Source organism: Microbacterium sp. Root280D1 (assembly GCF_001428975.1).
Classification (GTDB): Bacteria; Actinomycetota; Actinomycetes; order Actinomycetales; family Microbacteriaceae; genus Microbacterium.
This window is the reverse complement of sequence record NZ_LMJK01000001.1, coordinates 585,473-609,836: the sequence shown is the minus strand read 5'-3', so window position 1 is coordinate 609,836 and position 24,364 is coordinate 585,473. Positions and strand designations below refer to the sequence as shown.

Sequence of the window (24,364 nt, the reverse complement as noted above, 5' to 3'; positions counted from 1 at the left end):
TCAGGATGCCGCGAGCACACCGCCGAGGATCTCCGCCGCCTCGGGGAATCGCGTCGGGTCGGCGTTCGCGTAGTTGAGTCGCACATAGGCTCCGGAGGGCTCCGCGGGGAACCATTCGGATCCGGGAGAGATGATGAGGCCGCGGGTCTCGCATCCTCGGACCACGCCGACGACATCGGTGCCCTCCGGAAGCCGCACCCAGAGGTTGAGGCCACCGGCCGGCACCGTCTCGACCGTCGCGGTCGGGGCGTGCTCGGCGAGGCTCGCGAGCAGCAGATCGCGTCGCGCCCTCAAGTGGTCGCGGAAGCCACGCAGGTGGCTCTTCCACGCCGGCTGGGTCACGACGTCGAGCGCGGCAGCCTGCAGCAGCCCGCTCACGTACATCGACTCGGCGGCACGGTCGGCGAGGATGCGCTCGCGCGCCGGACCCCGCACGATCACCGCGGCGATCCGCAGCGCGGGCGAGACGCTCTTGGTCAGCGAACGGAGATAGACGACATGGCCGTCATCGTCCATCGCCGCGATCGGACGCGGATCGCCGTCGATGGCCAGATCGTGCGCCCAGTCGTCTTCGATGAGGAAGGCCCCATGCCGCCGCACGGTCTCGAGGACGGCGAGGCCGGTCGACGCGGGCCACCTGGCGCCCGTCGGGTTGGCGAATGTGGGCTGCGCGTAGAACGCACGAGCGCCGGTCTCGACGAACGCCCGCTCGACGGCATCCGGATCGGGCCCGTCCGGCCCCGACGGGATCGGCACCAGCACCACCCCGGCCTGCTCGGCGGCGAGAAGAGCACCCCAGTAGGTGGGCGATTCGATCAGCAGAGGCTGCCCGGCCCCGACCACGGCTCGGAAGATGGAGCTCAGCCCGCTCTGGCTGCCCGCGATCACGAGCGCATCCCTGGCGGATGCCGGTGTGACGTCTGCGGGGGCGGATGCCGCGAGCTCGGCCGCGAACCAAGCCTGCAGCTCCGGCAGCCCGGCCGCGGGCGAGCGAGTGAGCGCTGACGAGGTGCGTGCCGCACGGGTGATCGCCTGACGGACCAGCCGCTCGGGAAGCAGGTCGACCGCCGGATACCCCGAATGCATGCCGATCGCGTCGGGAGCGACAGTGCGCTGCGTCGAGGTGAGCCCGGCGAGTCGCGCGGGAGGAGCCCCGAGCGCGGATGTCTGCCAGCCGTAGTCGGCGGGGCGCGGCGTCTTCTGCGCGCGCACGAACGTCCCCGCGCCTGGTCGGGATTCGATCAGGCCCAGCCGGGCGAGGCGTCCCATCGCCTTCTGCACCGTCACAGGGCTCGCTCCGTACTGCGCGACGAGCGCTCGATTCGAGGGAACCCGAGACCCCGGAGGCGCCGCCTCGATCCACCGACGCAGTTCTCCTACGATCCGGTCACTGCTATCCTGACTCATGAAAGAACAGAGTAGCGTTATCGCTCCTGCTCGCACAGCGCTATCCCGTGCGGGCCTCTGGTGGGGGCTTCTCGGCGTCGCCGCCTTCTCGTTCACCCTCCCCTTCACCCGCATCGCGGTCGGCGGCCTCTCGCCTCTGTTCATCGGATCCGGTCGCGCGGTCGTCGCCGCAGCGCTCGCTGCCATCGCTCTGGCGGCCACCCGGCAGCATCCGCCGACCAGGGTGCAATGGTGGCGACTCGCGATCGTGGCCGGTGGTGTCGTCGCCGGGTTCCCCCTCTTGACGTCGTTTGCCATGACCGCCGCACCGGCGAGCCACGGCGCCGTGGTGATCGGCCTGCTCCCCGCAGCGACGGCCGTCATCGTCGTGCTCCGCACGCGCGAACGGCCGGGACGTGCGTTCTGGTGGTTCGCCGCACTCGGCGCCATCACGGCGGTGGTCTTCGCGTCACTGCAGAACGGGGATCTCGGCGCACTCCACTGGGCCGATCTGCTGCTGTTCGCCGCGGTGCTCGCTGCGGCTGTCGGCTATGCGGAGGGCGGCCTGCTGGCTCGGGAGCTCGGAGCCTGGCAGACCGTGTCGTGGGCGCTCGTGCTCGCCGCGCCGCTGATGCTCGTGCTGACCCTGGCCTCGGCGGTCGCCGACCCGCCGACGGCATCGCCGGTGCAGTGGCTCGCCTTCGCCTACCTCGCCGTGGTGAGCATGTTCCTCGGATTCTTCGCCTGGTACCGCGGGCTCGCGATCGGGCCCATGGCCCCGGTGAGCCAGATCCAACTGGTCCAACCCGTGATGAGCATCGCGTGGGCCGCGCTGCTTCTTCATGAGCAGATCGGATGGCCCACCGCGCTCGGCGGCCTGGCCGTCATCGTGTGCGCCGCGCTCGCGGTGCGCACCCGACTGATCCATCCCCGACCCACCACCCGCCCCCTGAACGAGGAGTTCTGATGCGCCACACACCCCGTTACCTGATGACCGACCCGCTCGAGGTGAAGCGCCTGATCCGCGGCAACCCGTGGGCGACCTTCGTGTCCCCCGCGAGCACAGGGCTGGTCGCTTCGCATTACCCCGCGCTGCTGATCGAAGACGAACACGAGATCGTGATCGCGAGCCACTTCGGTCGCCCCGACGAGCAGCTGCATGAACTGGGCGCGCACGAGGTGCTCGTGATCATCCAGGGCCCCCACGACTACGTGTCGCCCAGCCTCTATGCGCCCGGCGACCTCGTGCCCACCTGGAACCACGTGACCGCTCATCTCCACGGCACTCCCGAGATCCTCACCGAGGAGGAGAACTACGCCATGCTCGCGCAGCTGACCGACCACTTCGAGAAGGGAACGCCGCACGGGCGCAGCCTGTCGGAGGACGAGGCCGGCACCCGGCGAGCGGCGAAGGGAACCGTCGGGCTGAGGATGCGTGTCGACCGGTTCGACGCGCGCGCCAAGCTGAGCCAGAACAAGTCTCCCGAGGTGCGAGACACCATCACCGGGCGGTTCGACGAGACGAACGCGGCACTCGCGGCCGAGATGCGTCGAGTGTCCGGCCACGCCCCTCAATAGGCTGGGGAGATGACCGATTCGCCGCACACCGACGTCTGGCCTGTCCGTACCGAGCGGCTGCAGATCCGGCCGATGACGGCACCCGACGTCGACGTCATGTGGGAGTGGCGTCGACGGCCGGAGGTGAACCGGTGGCTCGGACTCGCGCCGGCCACACTCGAGGAGTTCCGCGAGCGGTATCTCGACCCCGGCCGGCTCACGTCGATGTACCTCGTCGAGCTGATCACGGAGAACGACGGGCCCACGCCGATCGGCGACATCATGATCAGGATCGGTGACGGCTGGGCGCAGCTCGAGGTCGCCGATCAGGCGAGGGGCGTCGAGGCCGAGCTCGGCTGGGTGCTCGACCCCGCGCACACCGGTCGCGGCTATGCGACCGAGGCCATCCGCGCCGTGATCGACGTCTGCTTCGGTCCGCTGGGGCTGCGCCGGGTGCACGCCGGATGCTTCGCCGACAACGAGCCCTCGTCGCGTCTGATGGAGCGGCTCGGCATGCGCCGGGAGGAGTTCAGCCGCAAGACCGCTCTGCATCGGTCGGGTGAGTGGCTCGACGGGCTCAACTATGGCATCCTCGCGGAGGAGTGGACACCGACGCGTCAGAGTTCTGTGACCCCGTCGACCACGAACGTGTAGAGGTCTCTCACCAGATCCGTCGCTTCGAGGCGGTCGCGATCGCGCGCTGCGGCGACGAGCGCGTCGACGACCGATCGGAGCATGGCGGGGTTGCGGGGCCGGCTGAGCGAGCGGATGCCGAGCACCAGCGCCGTGCGCTTCGACGCGTGCAGGGCGCTGAGGTGTCGGTTGCGCGAGAACACCGCGAGCAGGTCGAGCAGTTCCCACAGCCCCTCCGCTCCGATGACCTGATCGCTCTCGTCCGACGCCCAGAGTTCGCGGACGGTCGCCGCCCGCTCGGCGAGATCGGCGATCTGCGCCTCGGTCGCCTCCGCGATGCCGAGGTCGGCCGCCGCGATCGACAGGCCGGAGCACTCAGCGGCGACAGCGACGAACCACGCGGGGGTCGGCGTCACGACGACCGACGCCCTGTTCAGACGGTGCTCGATCAGATGCATCGCTTCAAGGGTGCCGAGGGCTGATCGCACGGTCGCCGCGGCGACGGTGAGCCGCTGTGCGAGGGCGGTGACCGATAAGGGATCGCCGGGCGCCAGTTCGCCCGACTCGATCGAGTGCGCGAGCGAGTCGACGACGGCATCCGCGCGGGAGGTGATGACGGGCGGTGGCTGCTCGATCCCTCCCAGCAGTCGCGTGGAGTTCAGCCTGTCGATCCGCCGGTCGGGCATGTCAGTCCCCGGGTAAGAGGACGGCGGGCGTCGAGCCGGCGGAGACGGAGGCGGATGCCGCGGCGAGCGCCGCCGCCGCGCGGAGAGGTTCGATCGTCGATCTCAGGAACAGCGGTTCGATGAGGTCGCGTACCCCGACGCCGTCGCGCCGATCGAGCAGGGCACGCAGCTGATCGAGGGCCGCGCGCATGTAGTCGAGGAGTTCGTCGGGCACGCGTTGCGCGGGCACTGTTCGGGTGAGGTGCAGCACCAGCTGACCGTCGAGGATGTCGATCATCGTCTGGTTGTGGGCGTTGAGCACGATCTCGCCCCACAGCGCGTACCAGAGGCTGAGCCCCTCGCGACTCGAGGTTCCTGCGAGCTCGGCGACCAGGAGTCCGTCGATCCTCTCGTGCAGAGAGGCGACCTGCTCGTCGGTGTAGGTCGGCACTGCTCTGACGGCGCAGTATCCGATCATGGCGACGGCGGTCTCGACACGTTCCGCCTGTGCCTCGAGGTCGACCGGCGCGACGCGTGTGAACCGGTTGGTGCTGACCTCGATGAGTCCGAGGTCGGCGAGACGGTTGAGAGCCTCGCGGATGGGCGTGCGGGAGACGCCGTATTCGGCCTGCAAGTCCTGGTCGCGAATCTCTTCGAGGGGTTGCATGCGCCCAGAGATGATCTCTTCGGCGAGCGTGGCGAAGACCTGGTCGCGGATCAGCTGCCGCGGCCGGATCGGCAGAGATGCGCTGATGTCGCCCACGGGCACACTTTATGCCGCTGTCATGCCGACGCACCATACATCAGGCACTGAAGTTTCACCGGATCCGACGGCATGTGCGTAGCGTTGTGGAGTAGGGCAGCGACCCTCACCCGGCACACACTCCCCATGTCGTGCCGCGGACCTCCCCCAGATCCCGTGACGCGAGTCGCTGCCCTTTTCCCTCCCCTGCGGCCGGGATCGGGATGCCGGATCTCAGCCTGCGACCAAGGCGAGCACGAGCGTGGCGACCAGCACCGTCGGCACGGCGACGATCGCTCCCCAGAGCATCAGGCTGCCCCAGCGGATCTCGACACCCAGCGACACCACCCTGTGATGCCAGAGAAGGGTGGCGAGCGATGCCCACGGGGTGATCAGGGGGCCGAGGTTCACGCCGATCAGCAGCGCCATGAGCGCGACCGGATCGCCGGCTGTGGGTTCGAGGATCAGGTAGGCGGGCAGGTTGTTGACCCCGTTCGCGGCGAGCGCGCCCGCCGCAGAGAGTCGCAGCAGTTCTGCGGGCGCGTGGCCACTGGTCGCGAGGACCGACAGGAAGTCGAGGATGCCGTTCGCGTGCGCGGTCTCGACCACGACGAACAGGGCCGCCGCCAGGCCGATCGCCTGCCATGGCACGAGCGAGAGTCGCAGCACATGGCGACGCCGGATGCCGAACACGACGATGAGCACGAGCGCTGCGACCGTCGCGGGGATCCACACGTCATGGGTCACTGCGAGCAGCGGCATCAGGAGCAGCAGGATGGCGGACGCCGCCCAGAAGAGCATCCGGTCGGAAGGGGCACCGCCTGTCGGAGTGCGATACCCGCCGAAAAGCGTGCGCCGGTGTCGCAGCGTGAGGATCACGACGGGCACGAGCACCCCGACCAGAGTCGGCGCCCAGCTCAGCGCGAGGAACGCGAGCGGGTCGTCACCGATCGACCGTGCCGCGAGCAGGTTGGTGAGGTTCGACACGGGCAGGGCGAGGGACGCCGTGTTCGCCAGCCACACGGTGACGAGGGCGAACGGCAGCGGGGGGATGCCGACGCTCTGCGCGAGCACGACCACGACCGGCGTCACGATCACCGCCGTGGTGTCGAGCGACAGGAACACCGTGCTGATGACGGCGAGCACCACGACCGACAGCCACAGCAGGATGACCCGCCCGTGGCCCCATCGAGCAAGACGCTGCGCGACGACGTCGAACACCGCAGCGTCCCGGGCCAGCTCGGCGACGACCGTGATCGCGATGACGAACCCCAGCACCGGTGCGATGCGAGCGCCGAGCGCCCCGGCATCCGCGGGTGGAAGGATGCCCGTGACGATGCAGACGAGTGCGACGGCGATGAGCGCCAGGACGATGATCGTCCCCGCTCCCAGCCGCCGTCGCGTCGCACTCACTCGCTGAGTGTAGATCCGGTGGGGGTGTGTTCCTCAGTCCTCGTCCCAGGGGAGCTTCACCACCGGCAGGATGTAGACCCTCCCCATGACGGCGGTGGGATGCTTCGCCATGAAGCTCGCCGCCTCGTCGATCGACTCGGCGGTGACGATGTCGTAGCCGGCGAACCATTCCTTGAACTCCGGGAACGGGCCGTCGGTGACGAGCACCTTGCCGTCTCGCACGGCCACCGACTTGGCTTGGTCCGCCCCGGCGACGGGTGCGCCCTCGCCCAGGCTGCCGGCCGCCCTGCCCTCATCCGCCCAGTCTTCGAGAAGGCGCTGATCCTCTCCCTGCGGCATCGTGCCGCCGGTCGGGTCGGTCATGTGGATCACGAGGTACTTGTTGCTCATCTGCTCTCTCCATTCGTCGTGCGCCCGGGCTCCCCGGGTGCGAGGGGCGCCGCGAGCTCGTCGCGGCGTCGGGTCAGGTGGATGATCTCCGCGGTGTTGTCGGCGAGGGCGATCGCGCGCTCGTAGGCGGCCCGAGCATCGTCCGACCGATCCGCAGCGCGCAGCAGCTCTGCACGCGTCACGTGGAAGGCATGGAACTGATCCAGCGCATCGCGCAGCGTCTCCACGATCAGCAGTGCTCGTTCGGGCGAGTCCCGCTCTGCGACGGCGACCGCCCTGCTGAGGGTCACGACCGGGCTGGAATCGATCCGCTCGAGCTGCTCGTAGAGTCCGACGATGCGCGCCCAATCGGTGTGCTCGGCATCCGTCGCCCGCACATGCACCGCGTTGATCTCGGCCAGCAGTCGGTGACGACCGGGGGCCGCGGTGGGTGGCTCGTCGAGCAGTGCGAGGCCTCGACCGATGAGCTCGTGGTCCCACGAGCCACGGTCCTGTTCATCTAGGCGCACCAGCTCGCCGCCGTCGGTGACGCGTGCCGCGGCGCGCGCCTCGCTGAGCAGCATCAACGCCAGCAGACCCGTGACCTCCTCGTCGGCGGGCAGCAGCTCGCGGAGCAGTCCGGTGAGCCGGATCGCCTCGCCCGTCAGCTCGCGACGCAGTGCGGGCACTCCGGCCCCGGACGCGAAATACCCTTCGTTGAAGATCAGATAGAGCACTGCGAGCACTCCGTCGATCCGGATGCGGAGGTCGTCGGCAGCCGGCATCCGATACGGGATCCGGCCGGTCTTGATCTTCGCCTTGGCTCGGGTGATGCGCTGCCGCACCGTGGATTCCTGGATGAGGAAGGCCCGGGCGATCTCTTCGACGGTGAGCCCGCCCACGATCCGCAGGGTCAGGGCGACGCGCGCTTCGAGCGACAGCGCCGGGTGGCAGCAGGTGAACAGCAGACGGAGGCGATCGTCGTCGATGACGCCCGTCGGCTCCGGTGGTTCGGGATCGTGCAGCATGAGAGCCTCCCGCTGCTTGGCGTCGCGGAACGACTCCCGGCGGAGCCGATCGATGGCCTTGCGGTAGGCCGTGGTGGTGATCCAGCCAGCAGGGTTGGGCGGCACTCCCTCGTTCGGCCACCGCTCAGCGGCCGACGCGAACGCCTCAGCAGCCATCTCCTCGGCGAGGTCGAGATCACCGCATCGTCGGGTGAGACCTCCCACGATGCGCGCCCACTCGTCGCGATAGACCTGCGCGACGTGCTCTGCGACGTCGGTGTTCACCGAGAACCCTCGATTCGATTCCGGCGCTGCATCACTCAGACTCTCTCCGTCCGCTCGATCGAGCAGGTTCCGCTCCGATCCTGCCGTCAGGACGATCATCCCGGTTCCCCGCTTCCGCCGGAAGAGATGCGCGCCCAGAGGCGGCGAGCGCGCACACGGAGGGAAGGACGACGGATCAGACCAGGATGCTCGAGCGCCGTCCGACGTCGCACGATCTGCTCCTCGGCGTGCTCAGCCTCGAGCCGGTAGACGAGGTTCGCCACCATCGGGTCGTTGTACACAGTCACCACCGCACCTCTCGCGTCTGAGGCCCCCCGATCGGGGACCTCCTACCCGAACCACGAACGACGAACGACGGATGCGACAACGAGATGCGAGAAAGTCGGATCGACCCCGAGATGTGAGCAAGTCGCATGCATCCCGCACGGCCCCGTAGGCAAAGCGTGAGGATCGCCATATGCCGGTCCGCACGGGAGTTGTATCGAGTCTCGTGCTCGACATCATCTACATCGCGCTGACTCTCGCGCTGTTCGCCCTCGTCTCTCTTGTCGCGAAGGGGGTGGAACGACTGTGATCGTCTTCGAGATCATCGCCGCCGCCCTCGCCGTGGCCGCCGTCGTCTACCTCGTGGTGGCTCTCGTCGCCCCGGAGAAGTTCTGATGGGCGCCGGCGCCGACCTCTGGTTCGGCATCCTGCAGGCCGCGGTCCTCATCATCGCCCTCGTGCTGCTGTATCGCCCAGTGGGCGACTACATGGCGCACGTCTTCAGCACGCCGCGTGATCTGAAAGCCGAGCGCGGGCTCTACCGCCTGATCGGCGTCGACCCGGCATCCGAGCAGACGTGGCGGGCCTACGCCCGCAGCGTGCTCGCTTTCTCGGTCGTCGGTCTGCTGCTCGTCTACGGGCTGCAGCGTCTGCAGGGCTTCCTGCCCGAGTCGCTCGGGCTCCCGGCCGTGCCGGAGGGGCTCGCGTTCAACACCGCCGCGTCGTTCGTCGCGAACACCAACTGGCAGTCGTATTCGCCCGAGCAGACAATGGGATACACCGTGCAGCTCGCGGGCCTCACGGTGCAGAACTTCGTCTCGGCAGCCGTGGGCCTCGCCGTCGCGATCGCTCTGATCCGCGGCTTCGCTCGCCGTGGCTCGACGACGATCGGCAACTTCTGGGTCGACTTGATCCGCGGACTCGGACGCATCCTGCTTCCGATCGCCCTGCTCGGCGCGATCGCCCTGATCGCGGGCGGCGTGGTGCAGAACTTCGCCGGCTTCACCGATGTGACCACGGTCTCGGGCGGCACGCAGACCATCCCGGGCGGGCCGGTCGCCTCGCAGGAGGCCATCAAGCTGCTCGGCACGAACGGCGGCGGCTTCTTCAACGCCAACTCGGCGCATCCGTTCGAGAACCCGACCGGCTGGACCAGCCTGCTGCAGATCCTGCTGATCCTCGTGATCCCGTTCTCACTCCCCCGCACGTTCGGTCGCATGATCGGCGACAACCGCCAGGGCTACGCGATCGCCGCCGTGATGGGAACGATCTTCCTGATCTCGACCTTCGCGCTCTCGGCCCTCGAGCTGGCCGGCCGCGGCAGCGCTCCGGAACTCGCGGGTGCGGCGATGGAGGGCAAGGAGGTGCGCTTCGGCATCCTCGGCTCGACCCTGTTCGGCAGCGCCAGCACCCTGACGTCGACCGGCGCCGTCAACTCGATGCACGACTCGTACACGGCACTCGGCGGCATGATGCCGATGCTCAACATGATGCTCGGCGAGGTCGCGCCCGGCGGCGTCGGCTCTGGTCTCTACGGCATGCTCGTGCTCGCGATCATCGCGGTGTTCGTCGGCGGACTGCTCGTCGGCCGCACCCCCGAGTACCTCGGCAAGCGCATCGGCCCGAAGGAGATCAAGCTCGCGAGCCTCTACATCCTCGTGACGCCCACCCTCGTTCTTGTCGGCACGGCCCTGAGCTTCGCGATCCCCGGCATCCGCGCCGACGTCGAGGCGACCAGCATCCTCAACCCCGGCGTGCACGGCATGAGCGAGGTGCTCTACGCCTTCACCTCGGCGTCGAACAACAACGGCTCCGCCTTCGCCGGCCTCACCGCGAACACCCCGTGGTTCAACACCGCACTGGGCATCGCGATGCTGCTCGGCCGGTTCCTTCCGATCGTGCTCGTGCTGGCCCTGGCCGGATCCTTCGCCGCACAGCAGCGCGTGCCCGAGAACACCGGAACCCTGCCCACGCACCGACCGCAGTTCGTCGGCCTCCTCACCGCCGTCACGGTCATCATCACGGCACTCACCTACTTCCCCGTGCTCGCACTGGGCCCCCTCGCTGAAGGACTCGTCTGACATGACCCTCACCACCACGCCCTCGGAACAGCAGGATGCTCCGGCATCCGCCCCGACCGCACCGCCCCGCTCATTCGGCTGGGCACAGCTGACGCAGGCCCTGCCCGGCGCCCTGCGCAAGCTCAACCCCGCGTCGCTCGTGCGCAACCCCGTGATGCTCCTCGTCTGGGTCGGTGCCGCATTCACGACCGTGCTCGCGATCGCCGAGCCGTTCCTCGGCGGCCCGGCCGACTCCGGCGGAACACCCGTGCCCGCACCCTTCACCTGGGGCATCGCGATCTGGCTGTGGCTGACCGTGCTGTTCGCCAACGTCGCCGAGTCCGTGGCCGAGGGCCGCGGCAAGGCCCAGGCCGCGAGTCTGCGCAAGACCCGCACCAGCACGATGGCCCGCAAGGTCGTCCGCTATGACTCGGCGACGGATGCCACGGCCGAGCGCACCGAGGCGGTCGACGTCTCATCGGCCGAGCTGCAGCGCGACGACATCGTGATCGTCACGGCGGGCGAGCTGATCCCCGGTGACGGCGACATCGTCGCGGGAATCGCGACCGTCGACGAGTCGGCGATCACGGGCGAGAGCGCACCGGTCATCCGCGAGTCCGGTGGCGACCGCAGCGCCGTCACCGGTGGCACGCGCGTGCTGTCGGACCGCATCGTCGTGCGCATCACCTCGAAGCCCGGCGAGACGTTCGTCGACCGCATGATCGCGCTCGTCGAGGGCGCCAGCCGTCAGCGCACACCCAACGAGATCGCGCTCAACATCCTGCTCGCGAGCCTGTCGATCGTGTTCGTCGTAGTGGTTCTCGCGCTCAACCCGATCGCCTCGTATGCGGCCTCGCCCGTCAGCATCCCGGTGCTGATCGCCCTGCTCGTGTGCCTGATCCCGACCACGATCGGCGCCCTGCTCTCGGCCATCGGCATCGCCGGCATGGACCGTCTCGTGCAGCGCAACGTGCTCGCGATGTCGGGCCGCGCCGTCGAGGCCGCAGGCGACGTCACGACGCTGCTGCTCGACAAGACCGGCACCATCACCTACGGCAACCGCCGCGCCCACGAGGTGCTTCGCCTCGGCGGCGTCGACCCCGACGAGCTGCTGCGTGTCGCTGCCCTCTCATCCCTCGCCGACCCCACGCCCGAGGGCGCCTCGATCGTCGAGCTGGCGCTGAGCCGCGGCATCCGGGTCGACGAGCCGGCGGATGCCGTGGTCGTGCCGTTCACCGCGCAGACCCGCATGTCGGGACTGGACCTCGCCGACGGGACGCAGATCCGCAAGGGCGCAGGGTCGGCGATCGACGCCTGGCTCGGGCTCGACACGGATGCCGAACTCGCCGGCCTCGTCGACGGCGTGGCCTCGAGCGGCGGCACCCCGCTGGTGGTCGCCGTGAAGCGTCCGGCGGGATCCGGCGAGGTGCTCGGCGTCGTGCACCTCAAGGACATCGTGAAAGACGGCCTGCGCGAGCGGTTCGAGGAACTGCGCAGCATGGGCATCCGCACGGTCATGATCACGGGCGACAACCCGCTGACCGCCGCCGCGATCGCGAAGGAGGCGGGCGTCGACGACTTCCTCGCCGAGGCGACACCCGAGCAGAAGCTCGAGCTGATCAAGCGTGAGCAGGAGGGCGGGCGACTCGTCGCCATGACGGGCGACGGCACGAACGACGCCCCCGCTCTCGCCCAGGCCGACGTCGGCGTCGCGATGAACACGGGCACGTCGGCCGCGAAGGAGGCCGGCAACATGGTCGACCTCGACTCGGACCCGACCAAGCTCATCGACATCGTGCGCATCGGCAAGCAGCTGCTCATCACTCGCGGCGCGCTCACGACCTTCTCGCTCGCGAACGACATCGCCAAGTACTTCGCCATCATCCCGGCGATGTTCATGGGGGTGTTCCCGGGCCTCGCGGCGCTCAACATCATGCAGCTGCACTCGCCGGCGTCCGCGGTCACCAGCGCGATCATCTTCAACGCGATCGTGATCGTCTTCCTCATCCCGCTCGCGCTGCGCGGGGTGAAGTACCGCCCGGCGAGCGCCTCACAGATCCTGCAGCGCAACCTGCTCGTCTACGGCCTCGGCGGAGTGATCGCACCGTTCATCGGCATCAAGCTGATCGACCTCGTCATCACCCTCATCCCCGGTTTCTGACCGGCGTCCGTCTTCGTCCTTCTCTCATCGAAAGGCACTCCATGTCCTCCTCCCGCACCGTCGCCCGCACCACCGGCGTCGCCATCCGCGCGATGCTCGTGCTCACCCTCGTGCTCGGCGTCGGCTACACGCTCGTCGTCACCGGCATCGGTCAGCTGCTCCTGCCGTTCCAGGCGAACGGCTCGCCGCTGGGCGATGACAAGGGCAGCTCGCTGATCGGTCAGTCGTTCACGGATGCCGACGGCGACGCGCTGCCCGAGTACTTCCAGGCTCGTCCGTCGGCCGCCGGTGACGGCTACGACGGGGCCGCGTCCGGCGGCAGCAACCTGGGACCGGAGAACCCCGACCTCGTCGCGGCGATCGACGAGCGCCAGGCGGCCATCGCCGAGCGCGAGGGTGTGAGCACGGATGCCGTGCCGGCCGACGCTGTGACGGCATCCGGGTCCGGCCTCGACCCGCACATCAGCGTCGCGTACGCGCTGCTGCAGGTGCCGCGGGTGGCGGGCGAGCGCGACCTGCCCGAGCAGCAGGTGCGCGACCTCGTGGAGTCTAGGATTCAAGGGCGGGATCTGGGATTCCTCGGCGAAGAACGCATCAACGTCGCCGAACTCAATCTCGCGCTCGATGAGCAGGAGGGCTGATGACGGCAGAGCGGATGCCGCGGCGCGGCCGACTCCGCGTGCTGCTCGGCGCAGCCCCCGGTGTCGGCAAGACCTTCGAGATGCTGGTCGAAGGGCGTCGGCTGCTCGACGAGGGCCGCGACGTCGTGATCGCGATCGTCGAGACGCATGAGCGCGCGGCGACCGCCGCGCAGACCATCGGCATCCCCGAGGTCCCCCGTCGCACCGATCTGCACCGGGGCGTGCCGCTCAGCGAGATGGACCTGGATGCCGTTCTCGCACGCCGACCCGAGATCGCGCTGGTCGACGAACTCGCGCACACCAACACCCCCGGCTCGCAGAACCCGAAGCGCTGGCAGGACGTCGGTGCGCTGCTCGACGCGGGTATCGACGTCGTCACGACGGTGAACGTGCAGCACATCGAGTCGCTGAACGCGGTGGTCGAGAAGATCACCGGCATCGCGCAGCAGGAGACGATCCCGGATGCCGTGGTGCGCGCCGCCGACGAGATCGAGGTCGTCGACCTGGCGCCGCAGTCGCTGCGCGACCGTCTCTCCGCCGGACTCGTCTATCCGGCGGAGCGGATCGACGCGGCCCTGTCCAACTACTTCCGTCTGGGCAACCTCACGGCTCTGCGTGAACTCGCGCTGCTGTGGCTCGCCGACGAGGTCGACAGCGCGCTGCGCAGCTACCGGGCCGACCACGGCATCGAGGGCACCTGGCAGGCGCGCGAGCGCGTGGTCGTCGCCCTCACCGGCGGACCCGAGGGCGAGACGCTGCTGCGCCGAGGGGCCCGCATCGCCGCACGCTCGGCCGGCGGCGAACTGCTCGCCGTACATGTGGCTGCGCAGGACGGGCTGCGCGATGAGACGCCCGGCGCCCTCGCCGCGCAGCGGTCGCTCGTCGAATCCCTCGGCGGCAGCTTCCACCAGATCATCGGCGACGACATCCCCGGCACGCTCGTCGAGTTCGCCCACGGGGCGGATGCCACTCAGCTCGTGATCGGTGTCAGCCGGCGTGGGCGTCTCGCGGCGGCGCTGACGGGACCGGGCATCGGCTCGGAGGTCATCCGCCGCTCCGGCGACATCGACGTGCACATCGTCACCCACGCCGCCGCGGGCGGCCGCGTCGCACTCCCCCGCATCACCGGCGGCGCCCTCGGCTGGCGACGTCAAGCGCTCGGGTTCGCACTGGCGCTCGTCGTCGGCCCGCTGCTCTCGTGGGCGATGTTCGCGTTCCGCAGCCCCGAGTCGATCACGGTCGAAGTGCTCGCCTTCCAGCTGCTCGTCGTGATCGTGGCCCTGGTGGGAGGCGTGCGGCCTGCCGTCTTCGCGGCGGTGCTGTCGGGCGTCACCCTCGACTTCCTGTTCGTCGCCCCGCTCTTCACCATCACGATCGCGCACCCGCTGCACGTGCTCGCCCTCGCGCTGTATGTGACCATCGCCATCCTCGTCAGCATCATCGTCGACCAGGCCGCCCGGCGAGCCCGCACCGCCCAGCGCGCCGCCGCTGAGGCAGAGCTGCTCGCGGCCGTGGCCGGCAACGTGCTGCGCGGCGACAACGCGGTGCTCGCCCTCGTCAGCCGCACGCGCGAGGCGTTCGGACTCACCGGGGTCCGCCTGCTCACCGCCGACGGCGAGGTGCTGGCCAGCGACGGCGAACCCGTGCCCGACGGACGCGCCACGACCATCCCGGTCGGTGCCGGAGGATCGGCACCCGCCGTGCTCGAGCTGCACGGCGAACCCCTCGACACCCCCGCCCGACGCCTGCTCGACGCGATCGTCGCGCAGCTGGCGGCGGCCATCGAGCACACCGACCTGCGTGCCACGGCGCGCGAGGTCGCTGCCCTCGCCGAGACCGACCAGGTGCGCAGCGCCCTGCTCTCGGCGGTCAGCCACGACCTGCGCCGCCCTCTGGCCTCAGCCGTCGCCGCGATCGGCGGACTCCGCGGGGCGCACGCGCTGTCGGCATCCGATCGGGAAGAGCTGCTCGCGACCGCCGACGAGAGCCTCGCGACCCTGTCGTCGCTCGTGACCGACCTGCTCGACGTCAGCCGGGTGCAGGCCGGAGTGCTCGCCGTCTCGACCATGCGGCTCGATGTCGCCGGCCCCGTGCTCGCGGCCGTCGACGAGCTCGGCCTCGGGCCGTCGGATGTCGAGCTCGCGCTCGATGCCCGGCTGCCCGCCGTGTCGGCCGACCCGGTGCTGCTGCAGCGAGTGCTCGTCAACGTCATCGCGAACGCCCACCGTCACGCGCCCGCCGACAGCCGGGTGATCGTCTCGACGAGCACGATCGGCGACCACGCCGAGATCCGCATCATCGACCGCGGTGCCGGCGTTCCCGCCGAGAAGCGCGACGAGATCTTCCAGCCGTTCCAGCGCCTCGGCGACACCGACAACACCACCGGCCTCGGCCTCGGCCTCGCCCTCTCGCGCGGATTCGCCGAGGGCATGGGCGGTACCCTGACACCCGAGGACACCCCCGGCGGTGGACTCACCATGGTCATCTCGCTGCCCCTCGCAGCAGAGCCCGACATCATGCAGGAGGAGACGGAGTGAAGCTCCTCATCGCCGACGACGATCCGCAGATGGTGCGCGCACTGCGCATCACCCTCGCCGCCCACGGGTACGAGGTGGTGGTCGCCCCCGACGGCGCGGCCGCCGTGGCCGTCGCCGCACAGACTCACCCCGACCTCATCATGCTCGACCTCGGCATGCCGCGGCTCGACGGCATCGAGGTGATCCAGGCGCTGCGCGGCTGGACGACCGTGCCGATCATCGTCGTGTCGGGTCGCACCGGGTCCGCCGACAAGGTCGAGGCCCTGGATGCCGGAGCCGACGACTTCGTCACCAAGCCCTTCCAGGTCGACGAGCTGCTCGCGCGGCTGCGGGCGCTGTCTCGTCGGGCGGTGCCCGCGGGCGGGGAATCCACCGTCGGATTCGGCGATGTGGTGGTCGACCTCGCGACGAAGACGGTCACCCGGGCGGGTGCGCGCGTGCACCTGACACCGACCGAATGGCGCATGCTCGAGCACCTCGCCCGGCATCCCGGAGCCCTGGTCACCCGGCAGGACCTGCTCAAGGAGATCTGGGGCAGCGAACAGGTGTCCGACTCGGGCTACCTGCGGCTGTACATGTCGCAGTTGCGCAAGAAGCTCGAGGCAGAGCCGAGCGCACCGGTGCACCTGCTCACCGAGTCGGGCATGGGCTACCGGCTCGTCCTCTGAGCCACCTCTGCCATTCTCGTCATTCTCGGTTCACAACTCAGCATGAGCTGCTGTCAACCGACGGAATCGGCGGGTTCACCTCGTCGCACGCACGATCTGTGCTGAGTTGTGAACGCCGACCGAGCGCAGAGTCAGAGGGCGATGTCGGCGCGAGGGCGGCGCAGCACTCCCCAGACACCCGCGGCGACGAGGGCGACCGCGACGATGATCGCGGCGATCGCGGTCACGGTGCTCTCGGGTTCGCCGGTCAGACGACCGACGGCGAGCCATCCGAGACCCCATGCGGTCGCGAGGGCAGGGGCGATGCGCTTGGTGACGAGGGCGCTGGCAACCCCGAGCACGAGCACGACGGTGAGCACGGCGACCGCCCAGATCTCGGCCTGATCAGCCCAGCTCTCGGGCGCGATCTGCGTGAGCCAGGCAGTGGTGTTCGCGACGGTCGCGATGGTGACCCAGCCGAAGTGCAGGCCGTTCGCGCCGTCGACGACGATGCGCTCGGGCCAGGTGCGGGCACGGCTGCGGCCGAGGATCACGATGACGCGAGCGAGGGTCGCGAGCAGCAAGGCGATCACGATGACCGTCAGCGGCAGCGACAGGAACTGCGCCGTCACGAGCCAGAGCCCGTTGAGGATCATCGACGCGGCGATCCATCCGCCGACAGCTCGCTGGCGCTCATCCGCCCGCTGCGCCGGAAGCGCCTGCCACACCGTGTAGGCGATGAGGCCGATGTAGATCAGCGACCAGATCGAGAAGGCGGGGCCGGCCGGCGCGAGGTATGAGCCCTGCGCCGAGAGCGCTCCATCCTGCAGCTCGCTGACCGAGGTGCCACCGAAGGCACCGGATCCGACGGCCGCTGCGATGAGCATGAAGGTGGCCGAGGCGATGATGATCGTCTGGCGGGCGATGTCCTGCGTCCGGGAGTCCATGCTCGCAACATACGCGCGCGAGGGCGCAAACGCACCAGCCTTGACACCGGGATGCATAAACGCTAGCCAAGCTAGCTAAATCTGCTCTCCCGTTGCGGTCAGGCGGCGACGGCGGCGTCGATCAGCACTTCGGCGGCGTTGCGCGCCTGCACGGCGACCTGTGGGTCGGCGGCGATCGCCGCGGTGCTCTGCGCACCCTCGGCGAGGATCGACAGCTGCGCGGCGAGGGATGCCGGCGCTCCGGCCGCCACGACGAGGTCGGCCATGTACGCCTGGAACGACGCCTTGTGATCGCGCACGATCTCGGCCACCTCGGGGTTCGTGCCACCGAGCTCGCCGAACGCGTTGATGAACGCGCAGCCGCGGAAGTCGTCAGTGCAGAACCAGTCCTCGAGGTACCCGTAGACGGCGAGCAGGCGTTCGCGGGGGTCTGCCCCGGCATCCGCCACGGCTCCCGTGAGTCCCGACTCCCACTCCCGATGCTTGCGCGCGAGGACGGCCGTGACGATGTCGGTCTTGGATGGAAACAGGGCATAGAGGCGACGCAGCGACACGCCGGCCGCAGCCCGCAGCTCATCCATGCCGACGGCCGCGTATCCCTTGCGGTAGTAGAGCTCGTCGGCCGCCGCGAGGATCTGTTCACGCACTGTGTCGTCGGTCATCACCCCAGTGTACTTGACATGAGAACGAGCGTTCTCTACAGTGAAGACATCAGTGAGAACGACCGTTCTCACCGGACCGAAAAGGATCAGGACCATGGGCTACATCACCGTCGGAAACGAGAACAGCACGCCGATCGAGCTCTACTACGAAGACCAGGGATCGGGTCAGCCCGTCGTCCTGATCCACGGGTACCCGCTGAACGGCCACAGCTGGGAGCGCCAGACCCGTGAGCTGCTCGCTCAGGGCTACCGCGTCATCACCTACGACCGCCGCGGTTTCGGCCAGTCCTCGAAGGTCGGCACCGGATACGACTACGACACCTTCGCCGCAGACCTCAACACCGTGCTCGAGACCCTCGACCTGCGCGACGTCGTGCTCGTCGGGTTCTCGATGGGCACTGGAGAGCTCGCCCGCTATGTCGGCACCTACGGTCACGAGCGGGTCGCCAAGCTCGCCTTCCTCGCCTCGCTCGAGCCGTTCCTCGTGCAGCGCGATGACAACCCCGAGGGCGTGCCGCAGGAGGTCTTCGACGGCATCGAGGCTGCAGCCAAGGGCGACCGCTACGCGTGGTTCACCGACTTCTACAACAACTTCTACAACCTCGACGAGAACCTCGGCAGCCGCATCAGCCAGCAGGTCGTCGACGCCAACTGGAACCTCTCGGTCACCAGCGCCCCGGTCGCGGCCTACGCGGTCGTCCCGAGCTGGATCGAGGACTTCCGCGGCGACGTCGACGCCGTGCGCGACGCCGGCAAGCCCACCCTGATCCTGCACGGCACGAAGGACAACATCCTTCCGATCGACGCCACCGCCCGCCGGTTCCACCAGGCCGTGCCCGCCGCGACCTACGTCGAGGTCGAGGGCGCACCCCACGGTCTGCTCTGGACCCACGCCGACGAGGTCAACGCCGCGCTGAAGGACTTCCTCAGCAAGTAGTCCGCGAACGGCCCGAGAGCCCGGCATCCGCCTCAGGATGTCGGGCTCTCGGACGTGTTGACGTCAGCGCTTGACCGCCACCGTGAGCGTCTTGCTCCGGGTGCTCCCGGCCGCGTTCACGAACTCGACGCGGTAGGTGTGCTTCCCCACCGCGCGATCAGCGACCGGCACCGTCACCCGCTGCGCGGCGGGGCTGTTCGCGACCATGTCGCCCTCGGAGATCAGCATGCCGTCCTCATACAGGCGATACGAGGTCGCATTGGTGCCCCACCACATGTCGGCGGTGAGAGTGTATGAGCCGTCGCCGTCCCAGTTGTCGGCCGAGAGCACGGGCGTGCCGGGCGCGGCATCCTTCACCGTCACCGTCACGGGCTTCACCGCCGTCACACCGCGCGAATTGACCAGCTCGCCACTGTAGACGTACGAGCCATTCGCCTTGCCGGTCACGGCGATCTGCGCGCTCTGCGCGGAGGTGCCCCCGAAGGCGAGGGGCACGGTCTTGATCAGCACACCGTTCTCGAACACCCGCAGCTTCGTGGCGTTCTGCCCCCACCACAGGTTCATGGTGAGCGTGAAGTCGCCGTCGAGCAGCCCCGTATCGTGACCGTTGTCGTGCGACAGCACTCCGCGAGCGGGCGCGGCGGTCGCCGCATCCTGAAGCAGGAGCGCGTCGACTGCGGCAGCCAGTGCGTCCAGCGCCCCCGTGACCGCTGACGCACTCGGACTCGCGGCAGCCAGCACGATGTCGGCGCGAGCGATCGCTCCGGGCAGCGCGACCGTCGACGACGCGACATAGGCATCGAGGTCGAGAGCCGCGGCCGCATCGCGCCGCTCTCGCAGCTGCGAGGTGTCGGCACCGGGCACCGGTGCGCGCACGAGTTCGAGATCGTCGATCGTCCCCCACGCCCCCGCCGGAAGCGCCGCGGAGACCCGCACGACAGCCGTGCCGTCAGCGCCCACCTGCAGCGCTTCGGTCGTCGGCGTCGACCACACGCGCCAGCCGTCGAAGCCGAACGCCGCAGCGGCGCCGGCGACGGACGCAGACGACAGCGACAGCGACGCACGCCCGTCGGCACCCTCCCCGTCGCCCTGCAGCGATGCCCGTGCGACATACGACCCCGCGGGCAGTCCGGAGACCGTCTGCGAGAGATCGAACGAGTATCCGGTACCCGCATAGAAGTGCGCCGAGTGCGTGCCGCTCCGAGGGTCGTCCCACGCGCGCAGCGTGAGTCCCGATCCGGTGACGCTCCACATGCTCGTGTCCGCGTCCTCGAATCCGGGGTTGCGCAGGTAGTTGCGCGCCGAGACGGTGACGGTGGCCGACGCCGCGAGGCCGGCATCCGTCGCGCCCGAGATCACGTACTCGCCGGCGCCCTCGATGAATCCGGCCGCCGACGACCAGGTGACGGGCTGCTGCTCCGACGACCCGTCGTTGTAGAGCACCGTGACCTCGTCGGGCAGCTCGACGGCATCGCCCTCGGTCACCTGCAGCGCGACCGCCTGCACCGACTCGACGGCCCGCGGGGCCTGGGCGCCGGTGCGCACGTACGAGAAGATGTTCAGCGCATCGGATGCCGTGCCGTCGAAGCCGAACAGCGCCTGGTTGTCCCACGCCGATCCGCCGAACCAGTGCCCCGCATCCTCGGGCTCGTACTCGCCGGCGAAGCTCGACGCCCAGCCCGATCCGTCGCGCTCCCACCGCGTTCTGTTCTGCTCGAGCTGTGCGGGCGGACCCACCGGCAGCCATGCGGGCTCCCAGTAGTAGACGCCGAGTCCCGCCTCACCCACGTCGGCGACGGCCTGCACGACCGCGCGCACGGCATCGGCCTGACCCTGCACGCTCACCGGGTACTGCGTCGCCTCGGACGCCAGGTCGACGACGTTGCCGTGACCGTCTCCGTCGTCGAGCGTGAACGCCCACGAGGTCTCGGCGACCATGACCTTCTTGCCGTAGGTCTCGGCGACGTGCGAGAGCACGGCCGTGAGGTTCTCGGGAGTCCCGTGCCAGAACGGGTAGTACGACGACGCGAACACGTCGTAGTCGACGTCGCGGCGATCGAGCTGCGCGGCGACGTCGGCGTAGAACCCGGCGCGCTCGGGGTTGGTGAAGTGCAGGGCGACGAGCGTGTCCGGCGCCTCGGCCCGCACGGCGGCGGAACCGGCCGAGAACACCTTCGCCATGTCATCCCAGCCGCGCACTCCGGCGACTCCGCCGTTCGTCTCGTTGCCGACCTGCACCATGCGGAGGTCGACACCCGCATCGACCAGGCGACGCACCGCATCGCGCGTGAAGGCACCCACCTCGGTCGCCACCTGGTCGGCGGTCATCCCCTCCCACGCCTTGGGCGCCTGCTGCTTCGCGGGGTCGGCCCAGAAGTCGGAGTAGTGGAAGTCGACGAGCACGCCGAGGCCGGCATCCGTCGCTCGCTGCGAGATCTCGATCGCCCGATCGACGTCGACATCGCCCCCGCCGTAGCCGTTGCCGTTCGCGTCGAACGGGTCGTTCCAGACGCGCACGCGGACGTCGGTGACCCCGGCGTCCGCGAGGATCTCGAACAGGTCGCCCGGCGCGCCCTGGGCGTCGCGGAACACCACCCCCGACTCCTCGAGCGACAGCACCGACGAGACGTCGACGCCGCCGATGAAGTCGTCCGGCAGGTTCTCGACCCGGGGGACGGTGATGGTGGCCTCCACCGGCCCGTCGACCGAGACAGCCGCAGGAGCGAGAGCGGATGCCGCCGGCGAGGCGGCCGACGCCGGCAGCGCGACGCCGATCAGGGCGACGGCGGCGACCGTGGCCAGGGCGGTGGAGAGAAGGGAACGCGTGCGACGGTGCATGACGGCCTTTCGAGCGGTGGAGGTGCGGATCAGCCCTTGACGGATCCCTGGGTGAGCCCGCCCACGATGTACTTCTGCAGCGAGAAGAACAGCGCGAGCACGGGCACGGCGGCGACCACGACGCCGGCGGCGAAGAGCCCCCAGCGTGAGGTCAGCTGGTTCGAGACCCACTGGTACATGCCGACGGCGAGGGTCCAGTTGTCCTCGGACGTGAGGATGATCTTCGACAGGATGAAGTCGCCGAACGCCGCGAGGAACGCGAGCAGGGCGACGACCGCGAGGATCGGCACGACCAGCGGCATGATGAGCCGCCAGAAGATCTGCGCGTGACTGGCCCCGTCGATCTTCGCCGACTCGTCGATCTCGACCGGGATCGTGTTGAAGAACCCGTACATCAGGAAGGTGTTCGCGCCGAGCGCGCCACCGAGGTACACGCAGATCAGAGCGATCTTCGAGTTGATGCCGAGCGCCGGCACGACGTCGCCGATCGTCTGCAGCATCAGGAAGATCGCGATGAACGCGAGCGCCTGCGGGAACATCTGCAGCACGAGCAGGGTGGTGAGGCTGGCGCGTCGTCCGCTGAACCGGAACCGGGAGAACGCGTACGCGCCGCAGGCGCCCATGAGCACCGAGCCGACTGCGGTGACACCGCCGATCAGCAGGGTGTTGCCGAACCAGACCCAGTAGCGGGATTCACCCAGAGCGATGTAGTTCGCCGGGTCGAACGCGCTGAACAGCGCACTGGATGCCGCAAGGCTGCCGTTCGGGTTGAGCGAGGCCGAGAGGACGTAGACGAGCGGGAACGCGGCGAAGAACAGCACGCCGGCGGCGAGGATGTACTTCCAGCCGACCTCGCCCCACCAGCGACGCCGACGTGCACCCGCGCGCGCGGCCTCGGCCTTCGATGAACCGGTCACGATGACTCTGGTCTCACTCATCACTGGTACTCCTCGAGCTTGCGGGTCTGTCGGAAGCTCAGCGCTGAGATGAGACCGACCACGATGAAGGCGATGATCGACAGCGCACTCGCGAGGCCGTAGTCGGCCGCACCACCCGAGACGCCTGAGACGTCGTAGATGGCCGAGACGAGGATGTCGGTCGAACCCAGTGCGTAGGGCGCTCCGGCGATCGCCGGCCCGCCGTTGTTGAAGGTGTAGATCACGGTGAAGTTGTTGAACGCCACCGCGAACGAGGCGATCAGCAGCGGAGCGGTCGAGACGAGCAGCAGCGGCAGCACGATGGCGCGGAAGCGCTGCAGCTTGTTGGCCCCGTCGATCTCGGCGGCCTCGAGCGTCTCACCGGGGAGCGACTGCAGGGCTCCGGTGCAGACGAGGAACCAGTAGGGGTAGCTCAGCCAGACGTTGACGAAGATCACCGCCGCACGGGTCAGCCACGGGTCGCCGAGCCAGTTGATCTGCGACCCGAAGAAGAACAGGTCGTTGATGACGCCGAACTCGGCGTTGAACATGCCGCGGAACAGCAACGCGGCCATGAACGCGGGGAACGCGTAGGGCAGGATGAACAGCGCTCGCAGGAACCGGCGACCCTTGACCCGCGGGTCGTTGTAGACGATCGCGAGGCCGAGCCCCACGGCGAAGCTGAGGACGACCGAGAGGATCGCGAACGCGAAGGTCCAGACGGTCACGCTCAGCAGAGTGCCCGCGAGATTCGCGTCGGTGAAGAGCTTCAGGAAGTTGGCGAAGCCGACGTTGACCGACCAGCCCGTCGGCAGCGCCGTGCCGTCCTCGGCCACGAACGCGCCGAGTTCTGTGGCGGTGTAGACCGTGCCCGACTGCGTGTCCGTGATGGTCTGCGCCTCGGCATCCCACACCAGCGTCGGTTCGTACACCGAGCCGGTCGAGCCCTCCCGTGTGCGGATGGAGCCGTCGTTCGGGTCGTCCGACACGGGCACCCTGAGGTCCTTGATGGTCGCGCCGAGTGCCGGATCGGTCAGCACGGTCGCCCTCGGGACGACCTCCCACCCGGGCACCTCGCTGGGGGCGCCGGTCGCGCCGATCTCGGCACCGGATGCGGTGGTCAGCGGCTCGGTGGCCGAGCCGACCTGCACGTCGCCGTCGTCGTCGACGATCGCGAAGCCGAGCTCTGCGCCGCGCTGCACGATCGACAGCGGGTAGTCGGACGAGCCCTCGATGCGGCGCTCGCCCTGGATCAGTGCGGCCTCGACCGCCTGCTCCTGGGTGCCGACGTGACCGGTGCCGTAGTTCGTGAAGGCGATGTAGGCCGTGTAGCCGAAGATGAAGATCTGGAAGACGAGCAGGAAGATCAGCCCGGGCAGCAGGTACTTCAACGGCAGCGCCCTGCGGGTGAAGTACACCCAGTCGGCGATGATCACCAGCAGCACGACGACGCCGAGCACGATCCACGACTCGGCGCTCCAGGCCGAGATGGCCGTCATGATGCCGAAGGCGTTGACCAGCGCCATGAGCGCGAGCTTGATGAGGAAGCCCCAGCCGAGGCCGCGGAAGCGGCGGGCGTGGGACTCGCGCGAGGGCTTCTCCACTGGAGTGGGCGCCTCGGCGGGCGGTGCCTGGATCGTCATGTGTGCGTCCTGTCTGAGGATCGCAGGACGGGGAGGGGTTCGGGCCCCTCCCC

At 69.2% G+C, this 24,364-nt stretch carries 22 protein-coding genes; 10 read left to right on the top strand and 12 right to left on the bottom strand.

Going from position 1 to position 24,364, the window contains the following annotated elements:
- Window positions 1–1,407, bottom strand: coding sequence for a PLP-dependent aminotransferase family protein (locus ASE34_RS03030; protein ID WP_056276385.1), 1,407 nt, complete (start codon window positions 1,405–1,407; stop codon window positions 1–3).
- Here ASE34_RS03030 and ASE34_RS03025 point away from each other — a divergent pair.
- From ASE34_RS03025 to ASE34_RS03015, 3 genes are read left to right on the top strand one after another with little or no spacing between them, the layout of a single operon-like run.
- A complete protein-coding gene (locus tag ASE34_RS03025) occupies window positions 1,406–2,353 on the top strand; it encodes a DMT family transporter (protein WP_056276382.1) in 948 nt (315 codons plus the stop codon). The two genes, ASE34_RS03030 and ASE34_RS03025, sit on opposite strands and share 2 nt — an antisense overlap.
- Entirely contained in the window at window positions 2,353–2,964 is a 612-nt protein-coding gene (locus ASE34_RS03020) for an FMN-binding negative transcriptional regulator (protein WP_056276380.1), read from the top strand. The genes ASE34_RS03025 and ASE34_RS03020 overlap by 1 nt, the downstream gene beginning before the upstream one ends.
- Before the next feature lie 9 nt (window positions 2,965–2,973).
- Window positions 2,974–3,597, top strand: coding sequence for a GNAT family N-acetyltransferase (locus ASE34_RS03015; RefSeq protein WP_056276377.1), 624 nt, complete (start codon window positions 2,974–2,976; stop codon window positions 3,595–3,597).
- On the opposite strand, the gene ASE34_RS03010 is transcribed toward ASE34_RS03015, so the two are convergent.
- From ASE34_RS03010 to ASE34_RS02985, 6 genes are all read right to left on the bottom strand, one after another.
- A complete protein-coding gene (locus ASE34_RS03010; RefSeq protein WP_056276375.1) occupies window positions 3,561–4,262 on the bottom strand; it encodes a GntR family transcriptional regulator in 702 nt (233 codons plus the stop codon). The genes ASE34_RS03015 and ASE34_RS03010 overlap by 37 nt on opposite strands.
- A 1-nt stretch (window position 4,263) precedes the next feature.
- Window positions 4,264–5,004 carry a GntR family transcriptional regulator gene (locus tag ASE34_RS03005; protein WP_056276371.1) on the bottom strand — a complete coding sequence of 247 codons (741 nt, stop codon included), beginning with the start codon at window positions 5,002–5,004 and terminating at the stop codon, window positions 4,264–4,266.
- A 213-nt stretch (window positions 5,005–5,217) separates the two neighbouring features.
- Window positions 5,218–6,396: an SLC13 family permease gene (locus ASE34_RS03000; protein WP_200955148.1), complete on the bottom strand. Its 1,179-nt coding sequence runs from the start codon at window positions 6,394–6,396 to the stop codon at window positions 5,218–5,220.
- A gap of 33 nt (window positions 6,397–6,429) precedes the next feature.
- Window positions 6,430–6,786, bottom strand: coding sequence for a YciI family protein (locus ASE34_RS02995; protein WP_053098543.1), 357 nt, complete (start codon window positions 6,784–6,786; stop codon window positions 6,430–6,432).
- Window positions 6,783–8,057 carry an RNA polymerase sigma factor gene (locus ASE34_RS02990; protein ID WP_056277673.1) on the bottom strand — a complete coding sequence of 425 codons (1,275 nt, stop codon included), beginning with the start codon at window positions 8,055–8,057 and terminating at the stop codon, window positions 6,783–6,785. The genes ASE34_RS02995 and ASE34_RS02990 overlap by 4 nt, the downstream gene beginning before the upstream one ends.
- A gap of 95 nt (window positions 8,058–8,152) precedes the next feature.
- Window positions 8,153–8,344 (bottom strand): hypothetical protein, encoded by a 192-nt coding sequence (locus ASE34_RS02985; protein WP_150115145.1) that lies wholly within the window; start codon window positions 8,342–8,344, stop codon window positions 8,153–8,155.
- A 283-nt stretch (window positions 8,345–8,627) separates the two neighbouring features.
- Here ASE34_RS02985 and ASE34_RS02980 point away from each other — a divergent pair, with 283 nt between their 5' ends.
- From ASE34_RS02980 to ASE34_RS02955, 6 genes are read left to right on the top strand one after another with little or no spacing between them, the layout of a single operon-like run.
- Window positions 8,628–8,717: a potassium-transporting ATPase subunit F gene (locus ASE34_RS02980; protein ID WP_056276367.1), complete on the top strand. Its 90-nt coding sequence runs from the start codon at window positions 8,628–8,630 to the stop codon at window positions 8,715–8,717.
- Window positions 8,717–10,402, top strand: a complete 1,686-nt coding sequence (gene kdpA / locus ASE34_RS02975) for a potassium-transporting ATPase subunit KdpA (RefSeq protein ID WP_056276362.1) — start codon at window positions 8,717–8,719, stop codon at window positions 10,400–10,402. Before ASE34_RS02980 ends, kdpA begins: the two co-directional genes overlap by 1 nt.
- A 1-nt stretch (window position 10,403) precedes the next feature.
- Window positions 10,404–12,542, top strand: a complete 2,139-nt coding sequence (gene kdpB, locus ASE34_RS02970; RefSeq protein ID WP_056276359.1) for a potassium-transporting ATPase subunit KdpB — start codon at window positions 10,404–10,406, stop codon at window positions 12,540–12,542.
- 41 nt (window positions 12,543–12,583) lie between these two features.
- A complete protein-coding gene (gene kdpC / locus ASE34_RS02965) occupies window positions 12,584–13,183 on the top strand; it encodes a potassium-transporting ATPase subunit KdpC (protein ID WP_056276356.1) in 600 nt (199 codons plus the stop codon).
- A gap of 14 nt (window positions 13,184–13,197) precedes the next feature.
- Complete coding sequence (locus tag ASE34_RS02960; protein ID WP_056277671.1) at window positions 13,198–15,720, top strand: ATP-binding protein; 2,523 nt, start codon at window positions 13,198–13,200, stop codon at window positions 15,718–15,720.
- Window positions 15,717–16,388: a response regulator gene (locus ASE34_RS02955; protein ID WP_053098537.1), complete on the top strand. Its 672-nt coding sequence runs from the start codon at window positions 15,717–15,719 to the stop codon at window positions 16,386–16,388. Before ASE34_RS02960 ends, ASE34_RS02955 begins: the two co-directional genes overlap by 4 nt.
- A 131-nt stretch (window positions 16,389–16,519) precedes the next feature.
- Here the strand turns inward: ASE34_RS02955 and ASE34_RS02950 are convergent, their stop codons facing one another.
- Both ASE34_RS02950 and ASE34_RS02945 read right to left on the bottom strand, forming a co-directional pair.
- Window positions 16,520–17,314, bottom strand: coding sequence for a TspO/MBR family protein (locus tag ASE34_RS02950; protein ID WP_056276353.1), 795 nt, complete (start codon window positions 17,312–17,314; stop codon window positions 16,520–16,522).
- Between the two features lie 98 nt (window positions 17,315–17,412).
- Window positions 17,413–17,976, bottom strand: a complete 564-nt coding sequence (locus ASE34_RS02945; protein ID WP_056277669.1) for a TetR/AcrR family transcriptional regulator — start codon at window positions 17,974–17,976, stop codon at window positions 17,413–17,415.
- A gap of 94 nt (window positions 17,977–18,070) precedes the next feature.
- On the opposite strand from ASE34_RS02945, the gene ASE34_RS02940 reads away from it, so the two are divergent.
- Window positions 18,071–18,913 (top strand): alpha/beta fold hydrolase, encoded by an 843-nt coding sequence (locus tag ASE34_RS02940; protein WP_056276350.1) that lies wholly within the window; start codon window positions 18,071–18,073, stop codon window positions 18,911–18,913.
- 63 nt (window positions 18,914–18,976) lie between these two features.
- Here ASE34_RS02940 and ASE34_RS02935 read toward each other — a convergent pair whose 3' ends face one another.
- Genes ASE34_RS02935 through ASE34_RS02925 form a run of 3 tightly spaced genes read right to left on the bottom strand, consistent with a single transcriptional unit; the run spans window position 18,977 to window position 24,311 of the window.
- Window positions 18,977–21,751 carry a glycosyl hydrolase 53 family protein gene (locus tag ASE34_RS02935; RefSeq protein ID WP_056276348.1) on the bottom strand — a complete coding sequence of 925 codons (2,775 nt, stop codon included), beginning with the start codon at window positions 21,749–21,751 and terminating at the stop codon, window positions 18,977–18,979.
- Between the two features lie 29 nt (window positions 21,752–21,780).
- A complete protein-coding gene (locus ASE34_RS02930; protein ID WP_056276346.1) occupies window positions 21,781–22,689 on the bottom strand; it encodes a sugar ABC transporter permease in 909 nt (302 codons plus the stop codon).
- Window positions 22,689–24,311 carry an ABC transporter permease subunit gene (locus tag ASE34_RS02925; protein ID WP_056276343.1) on the bottom strand — a complete coding sequence of 541 codons (1,623 nt, stop codon included), beginning with the start codon at window positions 24,309–24,311 and terminating at the stop codon, window positions 22,689–22,691. Before ASE34_RS02925 ends, ASE34_RS02930 begins: the two co-directional genes overlap by 1 nt.
- Window positions 24,312–24,364: the final 53 nt, after the last annotated feature.